Source organism: Halogeometricum pallidum JCM 14848 (assembly GCF_000337095.1).
Classification (GTDB): domain Archaea; phylum Halobacteriota; class Halobacteria; order Halobacteriales; family Haloferacaceae; genus Halogeometricum; species Halogeometricum pallidum.
Genome location: NZ_AOIV01000017.1, coordinates 1 through 22,131 on the forward strand (window position 1 = coordinate 1; position 22,131 = coordinate 22,131).

14 protein-coding genes are annotated in these 22,131 nt (G+C 63.6%); 5 read left to right on the forward strand and 9 right to left on the reverse strand.

Going from position 1 to position 22,131, the window contains the following annotated elements; genetic code table 11:
- Positions 1–463: GNAT family N-acetyltransferase (locus C474_RS07650; protein ID WP_008385564.1), on the reverse strand; the 463-nt coding region annotated here is incomplete at its 3' end.
- 1,154 nt (positions 464–1,617) lie between these two features.
- Here C474_RS07650 and C474_RS07655 point away from each other — a divergent pair.
- The 3 genes from C474_RS07655 to C474_RS07665 all read left to right on the forward strand — a co-directional run bounded on the left by C474_RS07655 (position 1,618) and on the right by C474_RS07665 (position 3,229).
- Entirely contained in the window at positions 1,618–2,433 is an 816-nt protein-coding gene (locus C474_RS07655) for a ParA family protein (protein WP_008385565.1), read from the forward strand.
- A complete protein-coding gene (locus C474_RS07660) occupies positions 2,426–2,806 on the forward strand; it encodes a hypothetical protein (RefSeq protein WP_008385567.1) in 381 nt (126 codons plus the stop codon). Before C474_RS07655 ends, C474_RS07660 begins: the two co-directional genes overlap by 8 nt.
- Before the next feature lie 126 nt (positions 2,807–2,932).
- Positions 2,933–3,229 carry a formate/nitrite transporter family protein gene (locus C474_RS07665; RefSeq protein ID WP_049916831.1) on the forward strand — a complete coding sequence of 99 codons (297 nt, stop codon included), beginning with the start codon at positions 2,933–2,935 and terminating at the stop codon, positions 3,227–3,229.
- A gap of 251 nt (positions 3,230–3,480) precedes the next feature.
- Here C474_RS07665 and C474_RS07670 read toward each other — a convergent pair whose 3' ends face one another.
- The 4 genes from C474_RS07670 to C474_RS07685 all read right to left on the reverse strand — a co-directional run bounded on the left by C474_RS07670 (position 3,481) and on the right by C474_RS07685 (position 10,055).
- Positions 3,481–5,934: a DUF7827 domain-containing protein gene (locus tag C474_RS07670; RefSeq protein WP_239640400.1), complete on the reverse strand. Its 2,454-nt coding sequence runs from the start codon at positions 5,932–5,934 to the stop codon at positions 3,481–3,483.
- 823 nt (positions 5,935–6,757) lie between these two features.
- Positions 6,758–8,701, reverse strand: coding sequence for an archaea-specific SMC-related protein (locus tag C474_RS07675; RefSeq protein ID WP_008385572.1), 1,944 nt, complete (start codon positions 8,699–8,701; stop codon positions 6,758–6,760).
- 138 nt (positions 8,702–8,839) lie between these two features.
- Entirely contained in the window at positions 8,840–9,505 is a 666-nt protein-coding gene (gene rdfA / locus C474_RS07680; protein ID WP_008385573.1) for a rod-determining factor RdfA, read from the reverse strand.
- A gap of 127 nt (positions 9,506–9,632) precedes the next feature.
- Positions 9,633–10,055 carry a helix-turn-helix domain-containing protein gene (locus C474_RS07685; protein ID WP_008385574.1) on the reverse strand — a complete coding sequence of 141 codons (423 nt, stop codon included), beginning with the start codon at positions 10,053–10,055 and terminating at the stop codon, positions 9,633–9,635.
- A gap of 1,253 nt (positions 10,056–11,308) precedes the next feature.
- On the opposite strand from C474_RS07685, the gene C474_RS07690 reads away from it, so the two are divergent.
- A complete protein-coding gene (locus tag C474_RS07690; RefSeq protein ID WP_008385575.1) occupies positions 11,309–12,562 on the forward strand; it encodes an orc1/cdc6 family replication initiation protein in 1,254 nt (417 codons plus the stop codon).
- A gap of 265 nt (positions 12,563–12,827) precedes the next feature.
- On the opposite strand, the gene C474_RS07695 is transcribed toward C474_RS07690, so the two are convergent.
- Entirely contained in the window at positions 12,828–16,016 is a 3,189-nt protein-coding gene (locus C474_RS07695; RefSeq protein ID WP_239640401.1) for a PQQ-dependent sugar dehydrogenase, read from the reverse strand.
- 249 nt (positions 16,017–16,265) lie between these two features.
- Positions 16,266–18,107, reverse strand: a complete 1,842-nt coding sequence (locus C474_RS07700; RefSeq protein WP_008385577.1) for a methyltransferase domain-containing protein — start codon at positions 18,105–18,107, stop codon at positions 16,266–16,268.
- A gap of 145 nt (positions 18,108–18,252) precedes the next feature.
- Between C474_RS07700 and C474_RS07705 the strand changes: the two genes are divergently transcribed.
- On the forward strand, positions 18,253–19,521 hold the full coding sequence (locus tag C474_RS07705) for a glycosyltransferase family 4 protein (RefSeq protein WP_239640402.1): 1,269 nt from the start codon (positions 18,253–18,255) through the stop codon (positions 19,519–19,521).
- Positions 19,522–20,097: 576 nt separating this feature from the next.
- Here C474_RS07705 and C474_RS07710 read toward each other — a convergent pair.
- Together C474_RS07710 and C474_RS07715 are read right to left on the reverse strand one after the other, a co-directional pair.
- Positions 20,098–21,384 (reverse strand): sulfatase-like hydrolase/transferase, encoded by a 1,287-nt coding sequence (locus C474_RS07710; RefSeq protein WP_008385579.1) that lies wholly within the window; start codon positions 21,382–21,384, stop codon positions 20,098–20,100.
- A gap of 72 nt (positions 21,385–21,456) precedes the next feature.
- Positions 21,457–22,011, reverse strand: a complete 555-nt coding sequence (locus C474_RS07715; protein WP_008385580.1) for a metal-dependent hydrolase — start codon at positions 22,009–22,011, stop codon at positions 21,457–21,459.
- Positions 22,012–22,131 lie beyond the last annotated feature (120 nt).

Sequence of the window (22,131 nt, forward strand, 5' to 3'; positions counted from 1 at the left end):
CCCGCTCAGAGATGTGTATAAGAGACAGCTCTAAGACCCGCTGTGAGGCCTCGTTGTCGGCGAACGTGGCGGCTTTTACCCGGTGAAGGCCGAGTTCGTCGAAGCCGTACTCGAGTACGGCCGCGACGGCTGCCGTCGCGTATCCCTCGTTCCAGTGTTCGTGTGCGATCCAGTAGGCCAACTCGGCGAACTGGAACTCGAGGGCGTTCGACTCCTCGCGGACGAGGTAGACGAATCCGACCGGTTCGTCCTCGGCGCGGACCAACAGGCCGACGCTCTCCTCGTTCTGACCCATCGTCCCTCCGAGACGGGCGGTGACCTGGTCCGCGCTGGTCGGCGTAACGACCGCCCGCGACGACCGGACTCGCGGGTCGTTCTCGTGTTCGCAGAGGAAATCGAGGTCCGACCGGTCGGCGGGGCAGAGCGTGACGCCGTCGCCCTCGAGGAACGTCGGTCCGGACATACGCGAATCCTCACCACCGCATCGGTAAAGTGCGATGGCCGTCGGATCGACAGATTCGAGGTGTGAGGCGACGGGTGACGCTGAGTCGACTGAGCGCCGCAGGGACGACGTCCCGAATGGGGGGCCCGGCGTTCGTAAATCAGTCAATGGTTTATGGAACTGCGGCGGGGGTCCGACATGCGACGGGAAACTATCGAGTTCGAGGAGGAACTGCACACCGTCGGGAATACGAACGAACCGCGAGAGGCAGTCTCGACTCGGTAGTTCGGCGGGGAATCGTCCGAGAGATGAGTTCCCCTTCTGAGACACCACCGGCGGCCGCATCGGCGTGACTCGAAGGTGAGCGACTTCGTTCGGGTCGATGTTGAACCGCTCCCCGACGGGTCGGCTCACCGCTTCGGTTCGATCGAACTGACGCGTGTCGTGTCCGACTTGATTTGGGATGGCTCGGGTACTCCCCGAGCGAAAGCCGTCCAGTTCACGGAGGGCCCTCGTCGAGGAAGTCGCCGCGAGTCCAGCAGTGACGACGACGATGGCCTGTGGCGGTCGCTATCCCCACTCTCGGACAGTGTAGAATTTGTAGAAATTGTGCAGTTCTCAAGCAGCGTCCGAAGTTGGGAGTGTGGGCGACGACGAACCGGAGACACGCCAACGGCCCGGAAACGGTACAGGAGTCTGCGACCACTGAGGAACTGCGACGGGCGAGAACGAGTCACCAAGTCAGGAGGGAGAGATTCGAGACCGCTCGAACGAGAGAGAATTCGTGAACGATTCGGAGGGCGTGGAAATTGTAGAAATTCGGCGGTTGCGGAGCGGACCAGTCGAGAGGAGGACGCAGGGAATTTCTGAGAGCTTCGAAATTTTTGAGAATTGTGGGAAGTTTAGACGGTGGAAGACTCTACAGATAGCTCAAAAACTTCTCTCGAAGGGTAGTGGGTGCAGAACTCCGACATCACGAACAGTTTGAAAATTCTACAAATTTTGGGATGTTCTAAATCTGGGGGATTTTCCCACCGTCTGACGCAGACTTATATACGATGCCGCGGAAACGGCTGACAGCGTGTAGACGGCTGAAACCGTCTACAAATTCCAAAAATTTCACAATATCCACCATGCGCAAAACTCGAACACGGTTCGGACGGGAGGCGGAATAGATGGCGCGCGCCGTGAGCGTCTCGTTGCAGAAGGGCGGCGTCGGGAAGACGACCATCGCGATAAACCTCGCGGACGCCTTGGCCGCGCGGGGGAACGAGGTGCTCCTCGTGGACCTCGACCAACAGGGGAACGCGACGGAGGGCGTCGGGAAGAAGGAACTGTACGAGACGGACGGTCCGCACGTCGGCGACGTGTTGACGGAGGATGACCCGGTGGACGTGCGCGAGATCGTCCACGACCGCGGGGAGTTCGACCTCCTCCCCGCGCACGTCGACTTAGACGACATCGAAGACCGGATTCGGAACTCGACGTTCGGTATCCTGTGGGTCCGGCGGCGCATCGTCGAACCCCTCCTCGGGGAGGAATACGACTACATCGTCATCGATTCGCCGCCGAGTCTCGGACCGCTCTCGGACGCGTCGCTCATCGGGGCGGGCAATCTCATCGTCCCCCTACTCATGAGCGAACCCAGCGTCTCCGGATTCGAGCGGATGGTCGAACAGCAGGTCCGACCCATCCGCAACGAGGTGGACCTCGACATCCTCGCCATCGTCCCGAACGACCTCAGCGGCAACAACGAGGAACGACGCATCATCGACGACCTCGAAGCGTCGCCGTTCGCGCAGTACCTCCCCGTGTTCGCGCGTTCGGAGGGGTTCGGCGAGTCACCCGGACCGGGTATCCGACACCGCATCGCGTTCAGTCGGGCCTGGCGCGACGGGAAGACGCTACGCGAGTACGACGCCGACAGCGACATGCTCGACAGACTCGACCAACTGGCGCAGGTCGTCGAGAACGGAGGTACCGATGCCTGACGGGAACCGCTTCTCGGGACTCGGCGACGTGGTCGAGGGATCCGAGACGGAAGCCGATGAGGCGGAAGCAGAAGCAAAGGCGGGTGCGAGCGACGCCGACGCGTCGGAGTCCGAACCGGCGGCGGACGCCGAATCCGAGGCGTCGGGGCCGGCGTTCGAGTTCGAGGACACGACGGCCAAAAGCGTCTACGTGCGGTCGGAGACGCTATCGGTGATGGACGACGCCGAGTTCGAGGTCGAATCGCTGCTCCGACGGGACCACGACGTCCGCGACGTGACCGGCCGGGAGTTCCACGACGCCCTCGTCCGCGTCGCCGCCGACCACCCCGAAGAGGTGGCCTCGGTCATCGTCTCGGCGCGGGACGACGAGTAGACGGTCGACAACGAAGCGGTAGGGTAGAAACGAGCTGCGGCGAATCGCGACGACGCTGGTCGAACACGACGCGTCGACGATTCTCGCCGGTGGCATCCTCGCGGGGTGGCTGATGGGACTGTTGTCGTGGCTCATCGCCGCCGCCCGCGATACGACGAGTCGCGTCGTGCAATCCTCGTCGTTACCTCGGCCATCGGCTTCGCGCACCTCCCGCATTGCACCGCCGGCAACGTCGAGGTGTTGATGGGGATGTTTGTCAGCCCCGAAATCGGCGCGCTCGATTACCTCCGGTTCCTCACCGCGGCGACGGTCGGAAACCTCGTCGGCGGGTCGATATCCGTCGCCCTCCTGAAGTACGGCCACGTCAGACAGAGCGAGAGTCCGGGTCCGACTGACGAGAGCGTCAAGCGTTCGTACGACTGAGCGCGCTTCGACCCGGTCTCGAACCCCGATTCTGGGCCGTGACCCCGGGGGTATGACTCCCGAAACCGTCGTCCGTTTCGTGGTCCGATGATGGTCGGTCGCTGGAGAGGCGACCATCGGAGAAGCGGAGCGCTCCGGAGTAGCTGCTTCAGAGAGCGGTAGTCGCGGAGACGCGAGAAAAATCGGAGTCGAGCGGTCGAGAAACCGTACCGGAAGACCGGCGTCGGCCGGTCCCGGCGAGTGGTCGGTCGCTAGTCGCGGCGGGTCGCCAGCAGGGCCGCGGCCAGCAGAGCCGTGACGGCGACGACCACGCCGAAGCCGGGGGTGCTACCCCCGGTCGTGGTGGGTGCGGTCGTCGTGGTCTCGGTCGGGGTATCCGTCGGCGTGTCCGTCGCCGTGTCCGTCGGCGTATCCGTCACCGTGTCCGTCGTCATCGGCGTGTCCATCGGCGTGTCCGAGGGCGTCGGCGTCGTCACGTTGATGATGATGCCGTCCTCGTTCGCCAAGTCTTCTCCGCCGCCGCGGACGTTGATATCGAACTCGGTGCCCGCGTCGATGTCGGAGGTGTCGAACGTCGTGGTGACGGACCCGTTCGCGGTCGTCTCCACGGTGTTCGAGAGCAGGAACGCGGAGTTGGACTCCGAACTTCGGAGGCGGACGGAGACTTCCGACCCGCCCGCGAGGTTCGTGTCGAACTGAACGGTCGCCTCTTCGGACCGAACGACCTCGTACTGGTCGTCGTCGTTCAGGTCGAGGGTCGCGTCCGGTTCTTCGACCGTGAACGCCGTCGAGACGCGTTCTTCCTCGTCCTCGTCGACATAGTCGATCACGTCCTCGCCCTCCTCACCGACGCGGAAGTACGCCTCGTACTCCGCGTCCTCGTCGAGGTCGAGTTGGTCAGTCTCGAAGACGACGAAGAACTGATTCTCGGCGACGGACTCGTCGCGGTAGATGGCCGCGTTACCGCCGTCGAAGGGGATAGACTCCTCGTCGGCGTTCGCACCGGCGTCGGACTCCTCGATGCCGAGGTAGACGCCGTTCTGCTGGAGCGAGTCGATGTCGTCCTCGTCGATAATTCCGCTGACGCCGCTGGCGTTGACGCGCACGACGAGACGGTCACCGAGAGCGACCGTGTCGCTCTGGCCGACGCTCTCGAGAAGTTCCTCGGTGTCGTCGAAGCCGTCAGCGCTCCCACTCGGCGCGGTCCACGTGCTGATGCCGTTCGTGCTGCGGCCCACCAGGTCGAGAACCGCGACGTCCTGTTCGTCTTCGACCTCGTCCTCGTCGGCGTTGTACTGGAGCGACGTGCTGACCCGGAGGTCGTAGTCGCCGGATTCGAGGAGGTTGGAGACTTTACCGTCGAGGTTGTCGCCGATTTCTCCTTCGGTCACGTCGATGTCGCTCGTGACCATTTCGGCCTCGTCGTCCTCGCTCACGACCTCGAACGGGTCGGCGCTCTCGTCGCTTCCGGTGAAGGTGTTGAACGAGAACGTCACCTCGCCGTCGTCGTCCTCGTCGGAGAGGCGGACGGCTTCGAGATAGTTGACGTCCTCGCCGCCGACGAAGACGTACGCCTGGTCGGTGTCTTCCATCTGGACGGTGATCTCCGCGAGGTCACCGACTTCCTCCGTGTAGGTCGACTGCGAGAAGTCGATGTTGCGGTTCTCTTCGCCGATTTCGAGCGTGTCCGAATCGGACGCAGTCGTGTCCGTCACTTGGAAGTCGAAGTCGTACTCGCCGGCGTCGATGTCGTCGGTCACGTCAGCGGTGACGGTCGTGTCGGTGCCGGCGTTGAGGTAGACGCTGTCGTCTTCCTCGTTCGTGGCGACGTACTGGCTCGCGTCGCCGAACATCGTCTCCAGTTCGTCGGCGTCCAGACCGTCGGCGCTGACCTCGACGATGTAGTCGCCGCGACTGGACTCCAGTTCGAGATCGACGGCGTCGTTCTGTGTCACCGAGTCCTCGTCCCAGTTCGCGGAGAAACGCTGCTCGGCTATCTCGAACTCGACGCCGTTGTCGAACCCGCCGTCGCCCATGACGATGTAGTCGCCGTCGAGGTCGTCGGTGTCGATTTCGACGTAGCCGTTCTCAGCGTTGACTTGGGAAATGAAGCGAGTATCCTCGGAACTCCGGTCCACGACCTCTCGGAGAACGAGGTCACCGCTCAGGGAACTGACGTCGGCGTGGACGGTTTCACCCTGGAAGTTGACGGAGCCGACTTCGTTCGCGGTGAGGTTGAACGAGGCGAGTTCCCCGTCGGTCCCGTCACCGTCGACGGTGAGGTTGTACTCGCCGAGGTCGTCGAGTTGGGCTTCGCTCGTGTCGTACACGAGCGTCGCCGTCACCGTGACCGTCTCTTGGTCGTCGCCGTTGTTCTGAACCGTGAACTCGGCGACGCCGTCGTCGACGGACTTGTCCGAGACGGAGAAATTCTCGCTCCCGTCGAGCGTCACACCGACGGCTAAGAGGTCGCTGTTCGGGATGTTGTCCGTGTTGATAGTTATCTGTTCGCTCTCGTCACCGTCGAGCGTCGTCTCGAAGGTGACTTTCTGTGTCGCGGTGTCCTGCCCGACGGCGACGTTCTCGGCGCTGTCGGCGTCGACGGTGCTCGCGTCGATGGCGCTGACGGTACCGACGCCAGCGAACACCGACATAACCACGAGCGCCGCCATCAGGAGGGCACGCATATCGTTTGTCTTGGTCATAGTTTGCTGTTATCTTGTCTGTGTGATTCTGTTACTGCGGTCCCACGAAGCCGGAAGGGTCGAATTCCCGTCATCACACTATCAGATACCAACTCTAAATCGTGCATTCGTTGATAAATATTTTCTGTATCACAGGTCTGTCGTCGACTCCTCGTCGCCGGCGTAAATCGGGAGCCTCCGCGTCGAGGGTGGCGAGACAAGTGTCGATGCAAGTTATCTAAAATCGTAATCGGGGGGGGAAAGACGACCAGATAGAATTTGTTTTTAGCGTGTTTAGAGTCGATTCGAAGGAATAGAGTGCAACACGGGAGTCAATCACCTGCTCTAATCTACAATCTTTAGAAATTTCAAAATTTCTCTCTGTCGAAATCTCGTCTGATATTTGGAACGCGTGAGACAAGGGAAACCACGGAAGGTCGACCGACAACGAACGCCTGCGGTCGAACGGAAAGGAAAGAATTGGTCGAACTACTGAAAAGTAATTAGACGATTGAAGGAGAAAGAGCGACGGTTTGGCGCGGACGGCCGCAACAGAAGGAGACTGAGAAGCGAGAGTGCCGCATATCCGGATACGGAGAATCGCGGGATTCGCCGGCTTCACAGAGTCTCAGAGGAGGATTCCAGGCGAAGAAGAGGAGTATCGTTTCAAACGGCTATTACAAAATTACGTTCGTAACGAATCTGCACGGAGTGAGTTTTACCCGAGAGTCTGGAGTGAAAGCGAGTACGACGACTGTACAATCTGATATGTACTATATCCTATTACACTCGGTTGTAGTCTGAACAAATCCGTGGTAGACCGAAAGACGGGCGAGGATGCGCGCTAGATCTCTTGGACGCGCTCGTAGTCGTCGTCCAGTGCCGCCGCGTCCTCGGGGAGGAGGGCGGCGACGGTGTAGTCGGCGTACTCGCTGATGTAGTCGACGAGTTGGGCGATACGCCCGGAGTCGATGGCCTCCAGAGAGTCCAAGAGGATGAACGGCACCGTTTCGTGCACGTCGTGGACGAGGTAACCGGCGAGGGCGAAAACGAGTCCGGTGACCTCGCGTTCGCTTTCCGAGAGGTGGTCGATGGTGTCTTCGTAGGTAGTACCGTTGTTGGCGCTCCGGATGATGTGCATGTCGAACATCGACTTCTGCACCTTCCGTCGACCCTCCCGGACGGTCTGCTCCGTCCGCTCGATCCAGATTCGATCGAGGTTACCGTAGTCGAGGATGTCGAGGACGGTCTCCATGTGACTGTTGAACTCCTCGATGGCCTCGGACTCGATGCGTTCGATCTTCGTTCGGAGGTCCGCGAGTTCGTCGGCTATCTCCTCGCGGCGTCGCTCCAACTCGTCGCGGTCGCCGAGTCGGGACTCGACCGATTCGATCTCCGACTCGGTCGAGTCGAGGTCGTTTTCGAGCCGACCGATCTCGAACTCGAGTTGGTTCGCCTCGCGGTGCAGTTCGAGGATGTCGCCGTAATCGCGGGATTCGAGCTCCTCGACTTCGGATTCGAGCGTCTCCACGCGACCGGTGAGTTCCTCGCGCTCGTTTTTCAGCGACTCGCGTCGGTCCCGGCGACGGTCGAGTTCTTGGTCGATACTCTGGACGCGGTCGTCGAGTTGACCGCGGCGTCGGTGGAGCTGTTCGAGTTCGTTGCGCTCGTCTTCGAGGTCGTCGATCTGGTCGCGCAGGTCGTTGCGCTGGTCGAGTTTCTCGCGGCGGAGCGACCGGAGGCGGTCGACCGTCTCCTCGATCTGGCTCGTTTCGACCTCGGTCCCGCACGTCCAGCAGACGACGGTGTCCGACTCGACGAGTGCGTCGGTGACCGCACCAGCCCCGTCCTCGTCGCGGAGGGCGGCCGCGACGTCGGCGCTGGTTCCCTCCAGCATATCCTCGTTGAACTGGATGACCGTCTGAAGCTGGTTGACGCTCGAGTCAACCCGCTGCATCCGGTCGCGGAGGTCGGCTATCTGCGCCTCTATCTCGTCGCCCTCGTCGAGTTCGTCGGGGATCTCGGCGCGCTCGGAGGTGAGTTCCTCCCGCTCGGACTCGAGCGCTTCGATGCTCTCGCCCTCGGCGTCGATATCGTACCGGACGTCCTCGAGGTCCGACCGCGCCTCCTTGAGGTCGTCGAGCCGAGACTCCAACTCGTCTCGGTCGTCGCGCGACTGCTCGATGTTGGCGTCGGCCTCCTCTATCTCCTGTTCTTTCTCCTCTAACTCGGCGCGCTTCTCCTCGATCTGCTCTTTCAGCGACTGCCGCTCCTCTTCGAGTTCGGGGAGTCGTCCGTCCAGCGAGTCGAGGTCGGATATCTCGTTGTCGACCTCGCGCTTCTCCTCTTCGAGTTCGCGAATCTCCGTCTGGATGGCCTCGGTATCGATGGGCCGCATGATGAGTTCGCGGAGGTCGTCGCCGCGAGCGACGGCCTGCCGGGACTCGTTGGACTCCAAGAGAAACGCGAACAGGTCGGCGAGCGTCGCGTCCTCGAGGTACGGGTCGCCCTCGGTGACGATGGTGCTTCCGCGCCGCTTCAGCGTCCGAGTGTAAGTCCGGTCCCCGACGGTGAGGCTCACCGAACCCTCGTCTGCGTCCCCTTTTAGCGACGCTCCGTCGCTGCCGAGAGCCGCCATGATGGACTGTAAGAGGGATGTTCGGTTCGTCGCGTTGCGGCCCGCGAGTGCCGTAACTCCGGGTCCGAACTCAACCGTCGTCTCCGCGATACCGCCGATGTTCTCGACGTGGAGCGTGACGGTCTCTGCCGCAGACTGTGCCTGACTCATAGATGGTGAATCTGGGCGAGAGCATATAATACTTCAGTACATGCACGAAAGGCGTTACAGAAATACCGCTGTAAGGTTACTGGACGCTGACGCCATCGAACGGGTGTCGTGTGCGCCTCAGGACTCCGCTTCGGGGGGTCACTCCGTCGCGCTCGTCTCGCCCGCGGCGGTGGCGAGTTCGCCGCCGCACTCACAGCGTCCCTCCTCTAAGAGGTCCTGCACGTCGTACTGCGTCCCGCAATCGCGACAAAATACGCGGACGTCGACCAGCACCTCGAAATCGCCGATCTGGATTCGGTCGGTGTTCGCCAGATTCTCGACGATGTTCTCGGAGACGGCGGCCGTCCTGCTTCGGAGTCGCTGGATAGTGTCGAGACCTTTCTGCACGCGGTCCTCGTCCGTCTGCTCGTCCCGCTTGACGCCGCGGTACTTCGTCAGATAGGTGTGTATCGCCTGGTGGGAGACGAAGTTCTTCTGGAGGTCCTCGATGTCGATTCCCTCGCGTTCGAGCGTCTGCTTGGCCTGCGTCCGCATCCCGCTCGAGACGTCGTCATCGGTCAACAGCCGATAGGTGTTGGCGACTTCGCCGTCGAGGGGGTTCATCCCCACGTCGACCATCACCGCGCGAAGGAGCCGCCGATTGAAGTCGTCGGCGAGTTCGCGGAGGCTCAGACGGTCGTCTCGGCCCGCCGTCCACAGGTTCTCCAGCCGTTCTCCCTCCCCCTCGAGGTCATACTCGTCGATGAGTCGGCGGACTTTGCTTCGGCGCCCACGTTTCGCCGTCTCGTTCTCCTCACTACTCATTGAACGTTAGAGACGAGAGGGCGCGCCAGTAAATACGTTCCGCCTCGCTGTCCGACCGAGCGAAACGCGAACTCGGCCGAACTCGATGCCTTCGGAGGAGACAAAACGAGTTGGATCTCCAAGGTTTTCAGGACCCTTGCAGTTCTCGGAGCAGTCGGCGAACGTGTCCAACCGAGTAAGAGACGCCGAACGTGCGTTCGACGTGGGTCTGGACGAGTTCGGGAGTCCACTGGTCGCCCTCGTACCCGTGTTCGGTCGGGTCCGCATCGAGGTGGGACCGCAGTCGCTGTCGGTCCGCGTCATCGAGCTTTCGGGGGCGACCCGGCCGATCCTCGTCGGTTATCGCCTCTGCGACCGGTTCGGCCTCGAACCGGTCGAGCCAGTAGTAGAGAGTCGAACGGGGAATGCCGTAACGCTGCGCGAGTACGGAAACCGCGATGCCGTCGAGGTAGTCCAGGGCCACGACGAGTCGCTTCGCCTCCTTCGCCGACCCCGCGTCCGCGAGCGCATGACGGAGTTCGTCGGGGTCCACGTCGTCGAGTTTGACCATGTTCGGCGCACTCAGGGGCCGAACTTAACTCTAAGCACTTCCATCGGAACGGGGCGACGGAGGACGACACGGGACGGTACGGAACCGACGGAAAGTGCGGAACGAACAGCGGACGGAGTGGTGTTCGTGAGGTGGTTCTCTCCGACCCGCAGATCAGGGACGTAATCCGAGACCACCGGAAGATTCAACACCCCGATTCGAAATCCGAAAGTTTGAATCGGCCGACGATTTCGGACTCCCGACGACGGACACACCACTGTGTCCGCCGTTCTTATCGGAAAGCCGCTCTCGGTACTCGCGTTCGGCCTTTCGTGTCGCCTTACGTCCTCACCACCGGCCGATTCGGCGCGAGGAATCGCCCAATCGAGTCGAACCGCGATACCGACACCACGCCGTCCGGAGTAATAGCCGTGAAGCGGGCCGTACTCCGCGTATTCGGAACAATCATCGGTTCTCAGACCTCACTACCGACTCCACCGTGTCCGGAGTAGTCGAGCCGTTTCTCGCTCGACTGCCCTCCCCGGCCCGGTCGGACACACACCACCGTGTCCGCTGTTCCTCGGCCGAGGGCGACGACCGCTATCCGGAATGAATCCGAGACTTACCTATCGGTCGTAGTGAATGTCGTCGAGTGGGAATCAGGATAGTCAAATCCGTCGGTTCGGTTGGATCGTTAGTAGTACTGGGCGAATTCGATACAGAGAGAATCGCTATCGAGAATATGCGCCGAGTCTCGTTCCCGGACTGTGTCGCTTGACGTAGCCTTCCCCCCTACACCCCCTCCACTATGTCCGCTGTTCTGGTCGTCCGAGAGGGGGGGTGGGGGTAGGCCGCGAACCCACCCGGTTTCGCCATACGAGATAGGTACCGCGCGAGAGCAGCCATCGATTTATCGACTTACATCACTCGAGAGCATCGAACTCGTTCGATTGCTCTCTCGTTCTTCGCTCTAAGAGGACTACGGAGTAACTTGGGTGGTGTTATACTAAAGGTGTCGATTCGAAAATGCTGTTATCGCGACCGTCGCCACCCCCCACCCCTGTTCACGCCGGAACTCCGGACACAGTGGAGGGGGTGTGTTTTCGACGTTCTTTATATACCGACAGAACAGCGGACACNCCCCCCACCCCTGTTCACGCCGGAACTCCGGACACAGTGGAGGGGGTGTGTTTTCGACGTTCTTTATATACCGACAGAACAGCGGACACTCCGGACGCGGTGGTTTTATGAACGGTGCCCGTGAGAGCGTGGTTATGGCGCTGTTCGAGCGGGACAACGACATCTATCGCGACCGGGACGCGCTGCGGGAGGATTATCAGCCCGAGCAGTTGGTCGGTCGAGACGAGGAACTTCGGACGTATCAGGCGGCGCTCCAACCCGTCATCAACGGCGAGCAACCGAACAACATCTTTCTGTACGGGAAGACCGGTGTCGGCAAGACGGCGGCGACGAAGTACCTCCTCTCACACCTTCGAGAAGACGCCGCGCAGTACGACGATATCGACCTCTCCGTTACCTTCCTCAACTGCGACGGGCTCACCAGCTCCTATCAGATAGCCACCCGTCTCGTCAACAGCCTCCGCTCGGAGTCGAACCAGATATCCACGACGGGGTACCCGCTCGCGTCCGTCTACGAGATGCTCTGGGAGGAACTCGACGACCGGGCGGGCAGCGTCCTCGTGGTGCTCGACGAGATAGACCACGTCAACGACGACAGCATCCTCTATCAACTCCCCCGCGCCCGCGCCAACGGCAACCTCGAAGTCGCCAAGATCGGCCTCATCGGCATCTCTAACGACTTCTCCTTCCGCGACGACCTTTCGCCGAAGGTGAAGAGTTCGCTGTGCGAACAGGAGATTCACTTCCCCGCTTACAACGCCGAGAACCTCCGCGCCATCCTCGAACAGCGTGCCGAAGTCGCCTTCCACGAGGGCGTCCTCTCCGAGGAAGTCATCCCGCTGTGCGCCGCCTACGGTGCGAAAGACGCCGGCGACGCCCGCCAGTCCATCGACCTCCTGATGAAGGCGGGCGATTTGGCGCGCGACGAGGAGACGGACTCAATCGAGGAAAACCACGTCCGTCGCGGTCGCCGCGCGCTCGAACGCGGCCGCATCAAGGAGGGGATAAACGGCCTCACAGAACACGGTCACCTCGTCCTCTACGCGCTTCTCACGCTGGATCTGGAAGGGGAAACGCCCATTCGCTCGCGCGACGTCCGTCCCCGTTACACCCGCTTCGCCGAACTCGCTAACCGTGATCCCCTCGTCCCCCGCCGGATGCGGGACCACCTGAGCGAACTCGCCATGCTGGGCATCGTCTCCGTCACCGAACGAAACGAGGGTCGACGCGGCGGGACCTACCGGGAGTACGCGCTCGATATGGACGTCGAACTCATCCTCTCGGCGATGGCCGACACCGTCGAACTCGTCGGCGTCCACGACAGTATCGACTCGTACGTTGACGGCGACGACGAACCGACGACGCTCGAAGACTTCCACGGCACGTAGGTGACCGACACGTCTCAACGATGGGGTACCGTGAGCCCCGACTGCACCCGTGATATCGCCCGACCGGACGCCGAACACCACCGCGTCCGCTGTTCTTCCGAAAGGGGCCCGAAAACCCGTTCATCACGTCGTACCCGCTTTGTGTGGCCCCCACACTCGGTCGCGTTCGCATCCTTCCGCGCCCGACACCACCGCGTCCGTTGTTCGAACGACACGAACGACGGACAGCACGGTCGACGGGGCGAACGAGCGGGCTCCTACCCGGTCACGCCCGTCGTCGACGCGTGAACGCGGCGGCTCCGAGAAGCACCGAGAGCAGCGTCACGACCGGACCGAACCCGGGCGTCCCCGAGTTCGTCTCACCGTCGGGAGTCGACTCGGCGGCGGACTCGGTTGCGGTGTCCGCGGTGCCGTCGACCGCAGCGGTCGTCTCCGCGCCTCCGTCGCCGCTCTCCCCGTCGACGGTCCCGTTGTCGCCGTCGCCGCTCGTCCGCGTCGTCGTCGAGGTGGGCGACTCGCCGCCGGCGTTCCCGTCGGATTCGTTCGCGTCCGTCGCGTTCGTGACGGTCACGTTGCCGACAGACCTGCCGCCGAGCGACAGTTCGTACGTCCCGGACTCCTCGAAGGAGTGCGAGAGCGTCACCGTCTCGCTGGCTCCCGCTTCGAGGGTGAGTTCGCGGGCGTCGACCGTCTCGTTGCCGACGGTGAGGTTGACGGTGGTCGTGCCATCGGCCTCGCCGACGTTGTAGACGACCGTCGAGGCGTTCACCGCGTCGCCGACCGACGCGTTCGTCGCGGAGAGCGTCGCGTTCGATAGCTCGAAGGAGGCCGTCTCCTCGGTGTCGGCGTCCCCGGAGTACCCGCCGGAACCGCCGGACGAACTGTCGTCGTCATCGTCGCCGTCGTCATCGGACCCGCTGCCGGCGTCCATGTCGTCGTCGGGTTCGGCGTTCGAGCCGCCGCTTGAGTCCGAGTCGGTTCCACTGTCGCCTTCGTCGTCGGCAGCGATGTTCACGTCGATCGTCGCCGGGGCGGACTGCCCGCCCGCGGTGTCGTTGACGGTGAAGGCGAACGAGTCGGTGCCCGACGTGGCCGCGGTGCTGTACGTGATGGTCCCGTCGTCGTTCGGCGTCGCGGACCCTTCGTCGGCGTCCTCGACTATCGCGACGCTCGACGGGTCGATTCCGTCGCCGTCGGGGTCGGTCGCGTACTCGGTCACGTCGAGAGTGACTGCTTCGCCCGTGTACGCCAGGTCGGGAATCTCACCTATCTCGGGTGGGGCGTTCTGCTCGGCGGCGTCTCCGCACGTCCCCACCTCGGCGTACTGCGCGGTCAGCGTCGCGTCGGCGTCGGGGACGGTGTACGTACGAGAAGAGTCAGTGTTTCCGTCGCTCCAACTGTCGAACTCGTAGCTCGTCCCCTCCCGACAGACCGATGTCGGCGCCGACAGACTGTGTCGGTAGCTGATCATCGTATCGAAGGTGTAGCCGCCGTCGTCGGTCGACTCCGGCACGCCGCCGACGCTGACGTTGATTCCCTCGGGTTGGCTCGCCAGCGTGACGTCGACCTCTTCGGGTTCTATCATTACCGACTTCGTCGTCTGTAGCCCGTCGGAATCGGTGGCTGTCACGTTGATCTCGTAGGCGACGACGCCGGTCGTCGCGTGGTCCGCCGCCGGCACCGTGTACGTTATCGACTCGCCCGTGGTGGACGTCTGCGGGTGACGGTGCGTGTTGTGAGCGAGTTGGATCTCCCACTCGATATCCTCTCCCGAGAGCCGCCCGTCCTCGACGTCGGTCACGTCGGCCGACAGCGTGATCTCCTCGCCTCCGCGAGCGGTCACGTCACCGGACGGACTCAGCGTCATCTCGGGCGCCCCGCCGACGCTGACCGGGGTAGGTTCGGAGTCGACCGCCGTCGTCCCGTCGCTCACCTCCACGTAGGCTTCGTAGGACCCCTGCTCGTCGTACGTGTGCACGACGCTCGCGCCGGTCGCCGTCTCGCCGTCGCCGAAGTGCCACGTGTAACTTAGGTCGTCGCCCTCGGGGTCGGACGCGCCCGCCTCGAACGTGACGTTCAACGGTGCGTCCCCGCTCTCCGGCGTCGCGCTCGTCGATTCGACCTGCGGCGCCTTGTTACCGGACTCGTAGACGTAGCGTACGATCTGTCCCCTCCCCAACTGCGACCCGTAGAGGGCGCCGTCGGGACCGACCTTCGTCGAGACGAGAGCGCCCGCCTGGTCGTCGAAGTTGTAGGGGCCCGCCACGACCTCCGTCCCGTCGTCGTTCAGCACGAGGTATTTGATCAGTCGGTCGTTGTAGTCGCTGTAGAACAGGACGTTGTCGTACTCCTCGGGGAACATCTCGGCGCCGTAGACGGGGCCGACGGTGACCGCTGCGCCGTAGCCGTCGCCGGACGGGTCGTCGTTCGCGCCGCCGGGCGTCTCACCGTGTAAGTATGAGAATATCGGGTCGCTGTACGCGGAGTCCTCGCAGACGCCCTCGCAGTCGGGCCACCCGTAGTTGGCCCCCTTTTCCCCGAGGTGGATGTCCTCCGCGGCGTCGTAGCGGTTGTTCCCGCCGACCTCGCCGATGTACAGTTCGCCGTTCTGTGCGAAGTTGATTCGGTAGGGATTCCGGAGGCCGTAGGCCCATATCTCGCCGAGCGTGTCCGGGTCGCCGTCGCCGGCGAACGGGTTGTCCTCCGGGGTGGAACCGTCCGGATTCAGACGGATGATCTTCCCGTCGGGCCGGGAGAGGTCCTGCGCCCACTGGGCGTTGTCGTACTCGTCGCCGGTTCCGATGTACACCTTCCCGTCGGGTCCGACGTCGAGGCCGCCGCCGAGGTGACAGCAGGCGATGTCGGAGCCGGTGTGTATCTCGTTTCGCCACAGCACCTCCCGGCTGGCGGGGTCGGCGCGACTGGTCGTCCCGCCGGCGTTCTCGACGTGGGTGAACGTCGCGAGGACGTTCTCGGGTTCGGTCTCCGAATCGTCGGCCGCATTCGGGGCGTCGAGGCGCGAGTAGTAGACGTAGAACTCGCCGCTCTCCTCGAAGTCGTTCGCCAACGCGATACCGAGCAGACCCCGTTCGCGGTCGGACTCGACGCTGTCGACCTCCCGGAGGTCGAGGTACGTATCGTACTCCTCGGTGTCCGGGTCGTAGATGAGTATCTCGCCGCCCTTCTGGATGATAAGCATCCGTCCGTCGGGCAAGAACACCATCTCCATCGGTTGATTCAGTCCCGAGACGACTGTCTCTTTGCGGAAGGAGTCCGAGTCGGCCGCCCACTCGTCCGAACCGTCGCTACCGCCGCCGTCTGTGTGGTCGCCGTGCGCCGCGGCCGGTCCGGCGGCGAAGACGATGCCTGCGGTGATCGAAGACGCGAGCATGACGAACACCAACAGTACCGCCGCCGTCCGCCGCCTCGCACCTGAACGGGTTGTGAGTTGCACTGCTCTGCCTTCGGACAGGGAGTGTCTCCCCAAAGTTAGCCACGGCAATCTCGCTTGCCTCGATTCTACTCTAATTTTCACCGAGAATTTATTCAGAAAACGACGAACTAACAGTGACCGGCGATGAATCTGACGGGTATACGGATTTTATATTACAGGACATGGTTCACCTATACCGGTTGATTCACGGACCGACGATTTCACCGACCGTACGAGCTAATCGAGAGAGCGTTCGACTCCGTCCGTGTCTCACTCCACCGTTCCGTCGAGGAGGTGCGTCAGCGCCATCACGTACGATCCGACCTCGTAGGTCCCTTTGTACTGCTGGTCGCGCCACCCGTTCGTGAACTGTCGGTTGTCCATCCGGCCGTCGGTCGTCACCTGCCGCATCGGAACACCGATGTTCGACACCTCGACGAGGTCCCGTCCCGTCCCGTTCGTCTCGAATATCCACGCCATCGCGCGACGTACGTCCCGAGTGTACTCTTTCTCGCCGCCCGCGGCGTAGTAGTGAGCGACCGCGTTGACGAAGAACGTCTGGTGGCACTCGTAGAGGTAGTGCCAGTACGGCGTCCCCGTCGTAAGTTTGCTGCGCGCCTCCCCGTACAGGCGGGCGTGCAGGGGCCAGTCCTCCCAGACGAACGCGCCGTCCTCGCGCATCCGGTTCTCGACGGTGTAGTCGAGGACGTCCTCGACGTCGCCGAGATAGCCCGTCTTGCCCGTCACCTCGATGGCGCGCGCGACGGCCCAGCAGGTGTACATCTGGTTCTGGTGGCGGCGGGTCGTGTGGTTGTCGAAGCCGTACAGTCCCTCGGCCGTCCGGCGGTCGGATATCTCCCAGAGGCCCCGGTCGACGAACGCTTCGACGCGTTCGTCCTCGGGGACCGCTTCGAGGAGGTACGTCGCGCCGTAGAGGGCGAGACTGTCCTCGGCGTGGTCGAACTCGACCGTCTCGTCGGCGTGTTCGAACAGGGTGCGCGCGGACGCGAGATAGTCGTCGCGTTCGCCCTCGAACACCCGCGCGGCCATCGCGTACGCCGCGAGGAGGGGACCGACGCCGTAACTCGGCATCGCCTCGGGGAGTTCGCCCGACTCGATGTGCTCGTCGAAGAACTCGAACTCGCGCCGGATCTTCCCGTCGTACGCGTCGGTGCCGACCGGCGAGGACCGCCAGTTCATCACGCCCATCATCGCCATCGTGGCGTAGCGCCACTCTTGGCTCTCGTCGCGGGACCACGTCGGGGAGCCGTCGTCGTCGAACTCGTACTTCAGCGCGCGGATGATGCAGTCGTCGATTTCGTCCCAAAAGCCGTCCTCGGCGGTCGGTCGGAACAGCGCCTCCAACCCTCGTTCGAGGTACGACTCGTACTTCATCGGGCGCGCGGCGAGGACGATGTACGACGCCCGTCCCCACATCTCCCGTTCGGTCAACTCCTCGGAGAGGCGTTCGGCCACGTCGACGAACCGCTCTTGGTACGCGTCGGGGAGAACGTTGACGCCGAGGTGGAGTTTGCGGGGGTACTGGAACAGCAGGTCGAAGTCGGCGAGGTGCCAGTCCGGCGAGACGACGTCGAGCGCCTCGTCGGGTTCGTAAAAGCGGTTGTCACCGTTCGCGGCGTAGGGGGAGCGGGGGGTGGGAACGGAGAAGACGTAGAGACCGTCGGGCTTGGTGACCCGGTGTACCTCCTCGGTGAGGTCCGGTACGTCGAGGAACTTCCAGTCGTACGGCCCGATGGAGACGGCACCGTCGAAGTGGTCGTCGGGGAACGGCAGGCGCGGGGTCTCGGGTTCGGTCACCTCGTAGGCGTCCACCGCGTCGCCGAGCACCTCGCGCGCGGTGTCGCTCGCGGCGGTCGAGAAGTCGAGTCGGACGACGTCGTCGGCGTCGAGGGTGGCCGTCACCGTGGACTCGGAGGCCACGTCGAGCACTCGGTCGCGGTGGCCGAGGCGCTCGGTCGCCGCCAGACGCTCCGCGTCCCGGAGATACTGCATGTTGGGGCCGACCGGTGGCTGTTTCACCCACCGCTTGAGCCGGCGTTCTCGGGCGTCGTGCGACGTCGTCTCGGATGTGTTGACGGGTTGTTCTGACATGGATGTCCGACCGCGTGACGGCGGCGTATACTGGAAACACAGACGAGTCGGGCTTAAGTATACGGCGACGAACGCCCGACCGGTCCGACCCCCTCCGGACACTGCACAACGTTTTATTCCTCACCTCCCCTGACGTGCAGTAGCGATGCGCATCTGTATGCTCCTGAACGCGGTCTACCCGACGGACATCCGTCTCGCAAAGGAGGTGAAGTCGCTGACTGCCGACGGGCACACCGTCTTCATCCTGTCGGAGGCCGACGAGGGGCTTCCCGACCGGGAGGAGGTCGGGTCGGCGACCGTCATCCGCCGTCCTTTCCAGGCCGCCTACGCGGGTCTAGACGGCGTCTTCGCGGGCGCGCGCACTCTCACCACCGGGGTCGTCGAGTCGTGGATGCGGGCGCTGGACGATATCGTGCCCGCCGAGGGAATCGAGGCGTTCCACGCGCACGACCTTCCCATGGTCCACACCGCCCTCGCCGCGGGCGAACGACACGGCCTTCCCGTCGTCGCGGACCTCCACGAAAACTGGCCGGAGGCCGTCAAACAGTACCGCCGGGGCAGTTCGCTCGGTTCGCTCACCAACCTCCGCTACCTCGCCGACCGGGTGGCCCGCCCGGTGTTCCGCTGGAAGCGGATCGAACGCGACGCCGTTCGGGGGGCCGACCGGGTCGTTACGGTGACCGACGAGGCGGCGGACCACTACGTCGAGGACTGCGGTGTCGACCGCTCGAAGATCGACGTCGTCTCGAACTACGTCGCCATGGACACGTTCGGTGACGCGGAACTCCGGGACGTGGGTTTCGATGACGAGTTCGTCATCTCCTACGTGGGGACGCTCGGCGGTCCCCACCGCGGCCTCGACGCGGTGGTCCGCGCGATGCCGGCCGTCCTCGAACGCGTCCCGAACGCGCGCCTCCTGGTCGTCGGCAACGGCGAGGAGTACCGTCGTCACCTCGAATCTCTCGTCTCCGAACTCGGCGTCGGCAACCACGTCACCTTCACCGGGCGCGTTCCGTTCGACGACGTTCCGTCCTACATCGCCGCCAGCGACGTCTGTCTCGTCCCGCACCAGTCGACCGGACACACCGAAACCACGGTCCCCCACAAGCTCTTTCAGTACATGGCGATGTCGCGGCCTGTCGTCGTCACCGACGTGGCCCCCCTCCGCCGCATCGTCCGGGAGACCGACTCCGGGATGGTCGTGCAACCCGACAATCCCGCGGGATTCGCGCTCGCCTTCGTCGAGTTAGCGAACGACGAGGCGCGCGCGCGAACGCTCGGGGAGAACGGCCGCCGCGCCGTCGAGGAGACGTACAACTGGGGGCGGGCGGGCGAGGCGCTCTGCGAGTGTTATCGGAAACTGCGGAATACCTCGGGCGCCCCCGAGCGAAACGCCGAACTCTCGATAGTCTGAGCCGGACTTGAAGCGTTGAAACTCACTGTCTGGTGTTCTAAAAAGCGGCGTGACGGTGGACCGCCGCGGTCCGTCCTGCGTCTTGCTGGCGAACCAAGACGGAGTGAAAGCTAGCGGTTGCGAACCGCGAGGTCCGACCGTCCGGCGCGTGGTAGGCTGTCAGCGGTGGCTCGGTTCGGCCGAGTGGCAGTCGGTCGAGCGAGCAGAGCGGTGATGACGGTTGAGGCTTGTTTTGCTGGCGGTACGGTGGCGGCTCCGGTCACAGTGGCAGACTCGACGGGAGCCGATCGGATGGCGCGGCGACCCACCGCACGGGACTGCTGTCCGCTCCCGGCTGGCAGGCCGACTGTCCGAGCTCGCGGACGTGGACGAACCCGGACGGCCGACCCGCCGACTCCATCCCCCCAAGCGTTCTCGGATTCCGTTTGTTGCGCCATCCACCAGATTAGTAGCGTGTTAATTACAAATATCTTTCGGCGAATATATGATAAGAAATGAGAATTTAATATATTCTTGTATATACTTTAATGGGCAGAAAAAGGCGATTCGGCCCTTCGAAAAGCGATTATTACGTATCTAACTGCGAGTTTTGACCTCTATAGGAGAGCCTGCAGAGGTCGAACTCCGTCGTCGGTTCTCGACGAAGTAATCCAGCGCGTGCGACAGCGCGCGGTGGACGGGGAGGTTCTCTCCGGACCGGTCCCGACGTTCGCCGGCGTCGTCGCTGTGGTCGAACAGCGTCTCTCGTCCGTCGCCCAGCCTCCGAGATAGCTTCCACCGACCGTTACAGACCATCGCGGCCGCGGGTGCGGTTCCCGCGGCGCCGAACACCTGCCGTTCGGTCACGCGTCGTCCCGCGAACGAGCGGAGGTCCGAGCCGCCGCGCTGTGCGGCGCGTTCGACGCCCGCGGCGGCGGCGAGCGTCGGCAGCACGTCAACTGACGACGCGGCGAATTCGACCCGTTCGGCGTCGAACCCCGGTCCGTGGACGAACAGTGGAACGCGAACGGACTCCTCGTAGAAGTCCCCGCTGGTCTCGTACCACCGGCCGCGTTCGCCCAGCGGACAGCCGCTCGTCCCCGCGAACGCGGTCACGGTGTCGGAGACGTCGAGACGGGATTGAATCCCGTCGAACAGGCGGCCGATGTGACGGTCGAGGTGTTCGAGTTCGCCGCGGTAGAGCGTCTCCAGCGTCGCCTTCTCCTCGTCCGTCAGCGCGTCGGGCGCGCTGGTGGTGGCGTAGGCGAGTTTGGTCGCGGTCCGCGGGTCGATTCCGCCGCTCGCGGTTCCCTCGCGCGGGACGTGCGGGGCGCGGGCGACGTCGTAGTGTACCCACAGGAACCGCGGGCCGGACGTCTCGTCGAGCCACGAGAGCGCGCGTTCGGTCACCTCCTCGGCGGGACGAGAGGCCGGCTCTGCGACCCGCGTCCCGAACGACGACCCGATCAGTCGGTCGGCGGACTCCAGCGGTCCGCCGAGTACCGTGTCGTCGGCGATTTTCCGGTGGGCGGTCGCGCGGAGTCGTCCCGCAAGCGTTCGGTCCGAGCGTTCGTCGGGGGCGTCGAACCCCCACGACGAACGCGTCTCGTCGGGGCGCCCGTGGAAGAGACCCGCCTTCCACCCGGCGTCGGCTAAGGCGTCGACGAGTGTGGGGCCCCTCCCGCTGTCTTCGGTGGGGTGGGTCCCGGTGAGTATCGCTCGAAGCGTCGATTCGTGGTCGGGAGAGCTAGTGTACGCTCGCGAGAACACCGTCGCGTCACCCGCGAGGCGACCGAGAGCGGGGAGCGCGGCGTTGACCCGTCCGTCTTCGGTGCGGACGTAGTCGCGACGCACTGCGGCAGCAGTGACGAGGACGACGTGCATGTCGCATTCCTATAGAATCTCAGGAATAATATACTTAGCGTAAATTCAGAACTTTTTGAAGGACGGGCGCGTTCAGCTTACGGGCCGGACGAGTCGGCGGCGCACGATGTTCCACGCGGCCGCCGCGCCGGGAGCGCCGTCGAGGAGCCACCAGACGACGACAAAGGCGGCGAACAGCAACTCGAAGACCAGTTGGCCGTCGATCTGTGCGCTCAGTAGATACTGGATGATACCGACGGAGGGTTCCGACCCTTGGACGGGGTAGAGGGGCCACAGAAGGAAGGTCAGGCCCTCCACTCGCCCGGACAGAAGGCTCCGGTAACCGTCACCTATCAGATGCGAGTAGTAGCCGATGGCGAAGGCTGCTCCGCCCGGGAGGTCGTACCGGCGGAGCAGTCCGGCGACGAGGAGGACGATGGCCGTCGCGAAGAACAGCGAGTGAGCCAACGTCCGCCCCCCCGGAAGCACGTGCAGCGACCATCCGAGCGGTTTGTCTATGAGGTCGGGTGCCTGCGATCCGAGTACCGCGAGCAGGACGCCCGGCCACTCGGGGGCGAGTCGATAGCGGAGGCGCGCGTACGACGAGTACAGGACGTACGCGAAAGCGAGGTGTCCCCAGGGCCACATCGTGAGATCCTGCGGGCCGGGCGGGTAACTACCTGTCGGTCCGTTCGAATCGCGTACCGCTCATCACGTCTAAATGTCGACATCGGACTCGAGAATTAATCAGGCGGAAAACCTAATCAC

Coding starts and splice junctions, on each gene's coding strand:
- C474_RS07710 (WP_008385579.1), bottom strand. CDS start 21,384: ATGCACGTCGTCCTCGTCACTGCTGCCGCAGTGCGTCGCGACTACGTC.
- C474_RS07715 (WP_008385580.1), bottom strand. CDS start 22,011: ATGTGGCCCTGGGGACACCTCGCTTTCGCGTACGTCCTGTACTCGTCG.
- C474_RS07705 (WP_239640402.1), top strand. CDS start 18,253: ATGCGCATCTGTATGCTCCTGAACGCGGTCTACCCGACGGACATCCGT.
- C474_RS07690 (WP_008385575.1), top strand. CDS start 11,309: ATGGCGCTGTTCGAGCGGGACAACGACATCTATCGCGACCGGGACGCG.
- C474_RS07655 (WP_008385565.1), top strand. CDS start 1,618: ATGGCGCGCGCCGTGAGCGTCTCGTTGCAGAAGGGCGGCGTCGGGAAG.
- C474_RS07700 (WP_008385577.1), bottom strand. CDS start 18,107: ATGTCAGAACAACCCGTCAACACATCCGAGACGACGTCGCACGACGCC.
- rdfA (WP_008385573.1), bottom strand. CDS start 9,505: ATGAGTAGTGAGGAGAACGAGACGGCGAAACGTGGGCGCCGAAGCAAA.
- C474_RS07660 (WP_008385567.1), top strand. CDS start 2,426: ATGCCTGACGGGAACCGCTTCTCGGGACTCGGCGACGTGGTCGAGGGA.
- C474_RS07670 (WP_239640400.1), bottom strand. CDS start 5,934: ATGACCAAGACAAACGATATGCGTGCCCTCCTGATGGCGGCGCTCGTG.
- C474_RS07685 (WP_008385574.1), bottom strand. CDS start 10,055: ATGGTCAAACTCGACGACGTGGACCCCGACGAACTCCGTCATGCGCTC.
- C474_RS07675 (WP_008385572.1), bottom strand. CDS start 8,701: ATGAGTCAGGCACAGTCTGCGGCAGAGACCGTCACGCTCCACGTCGAG.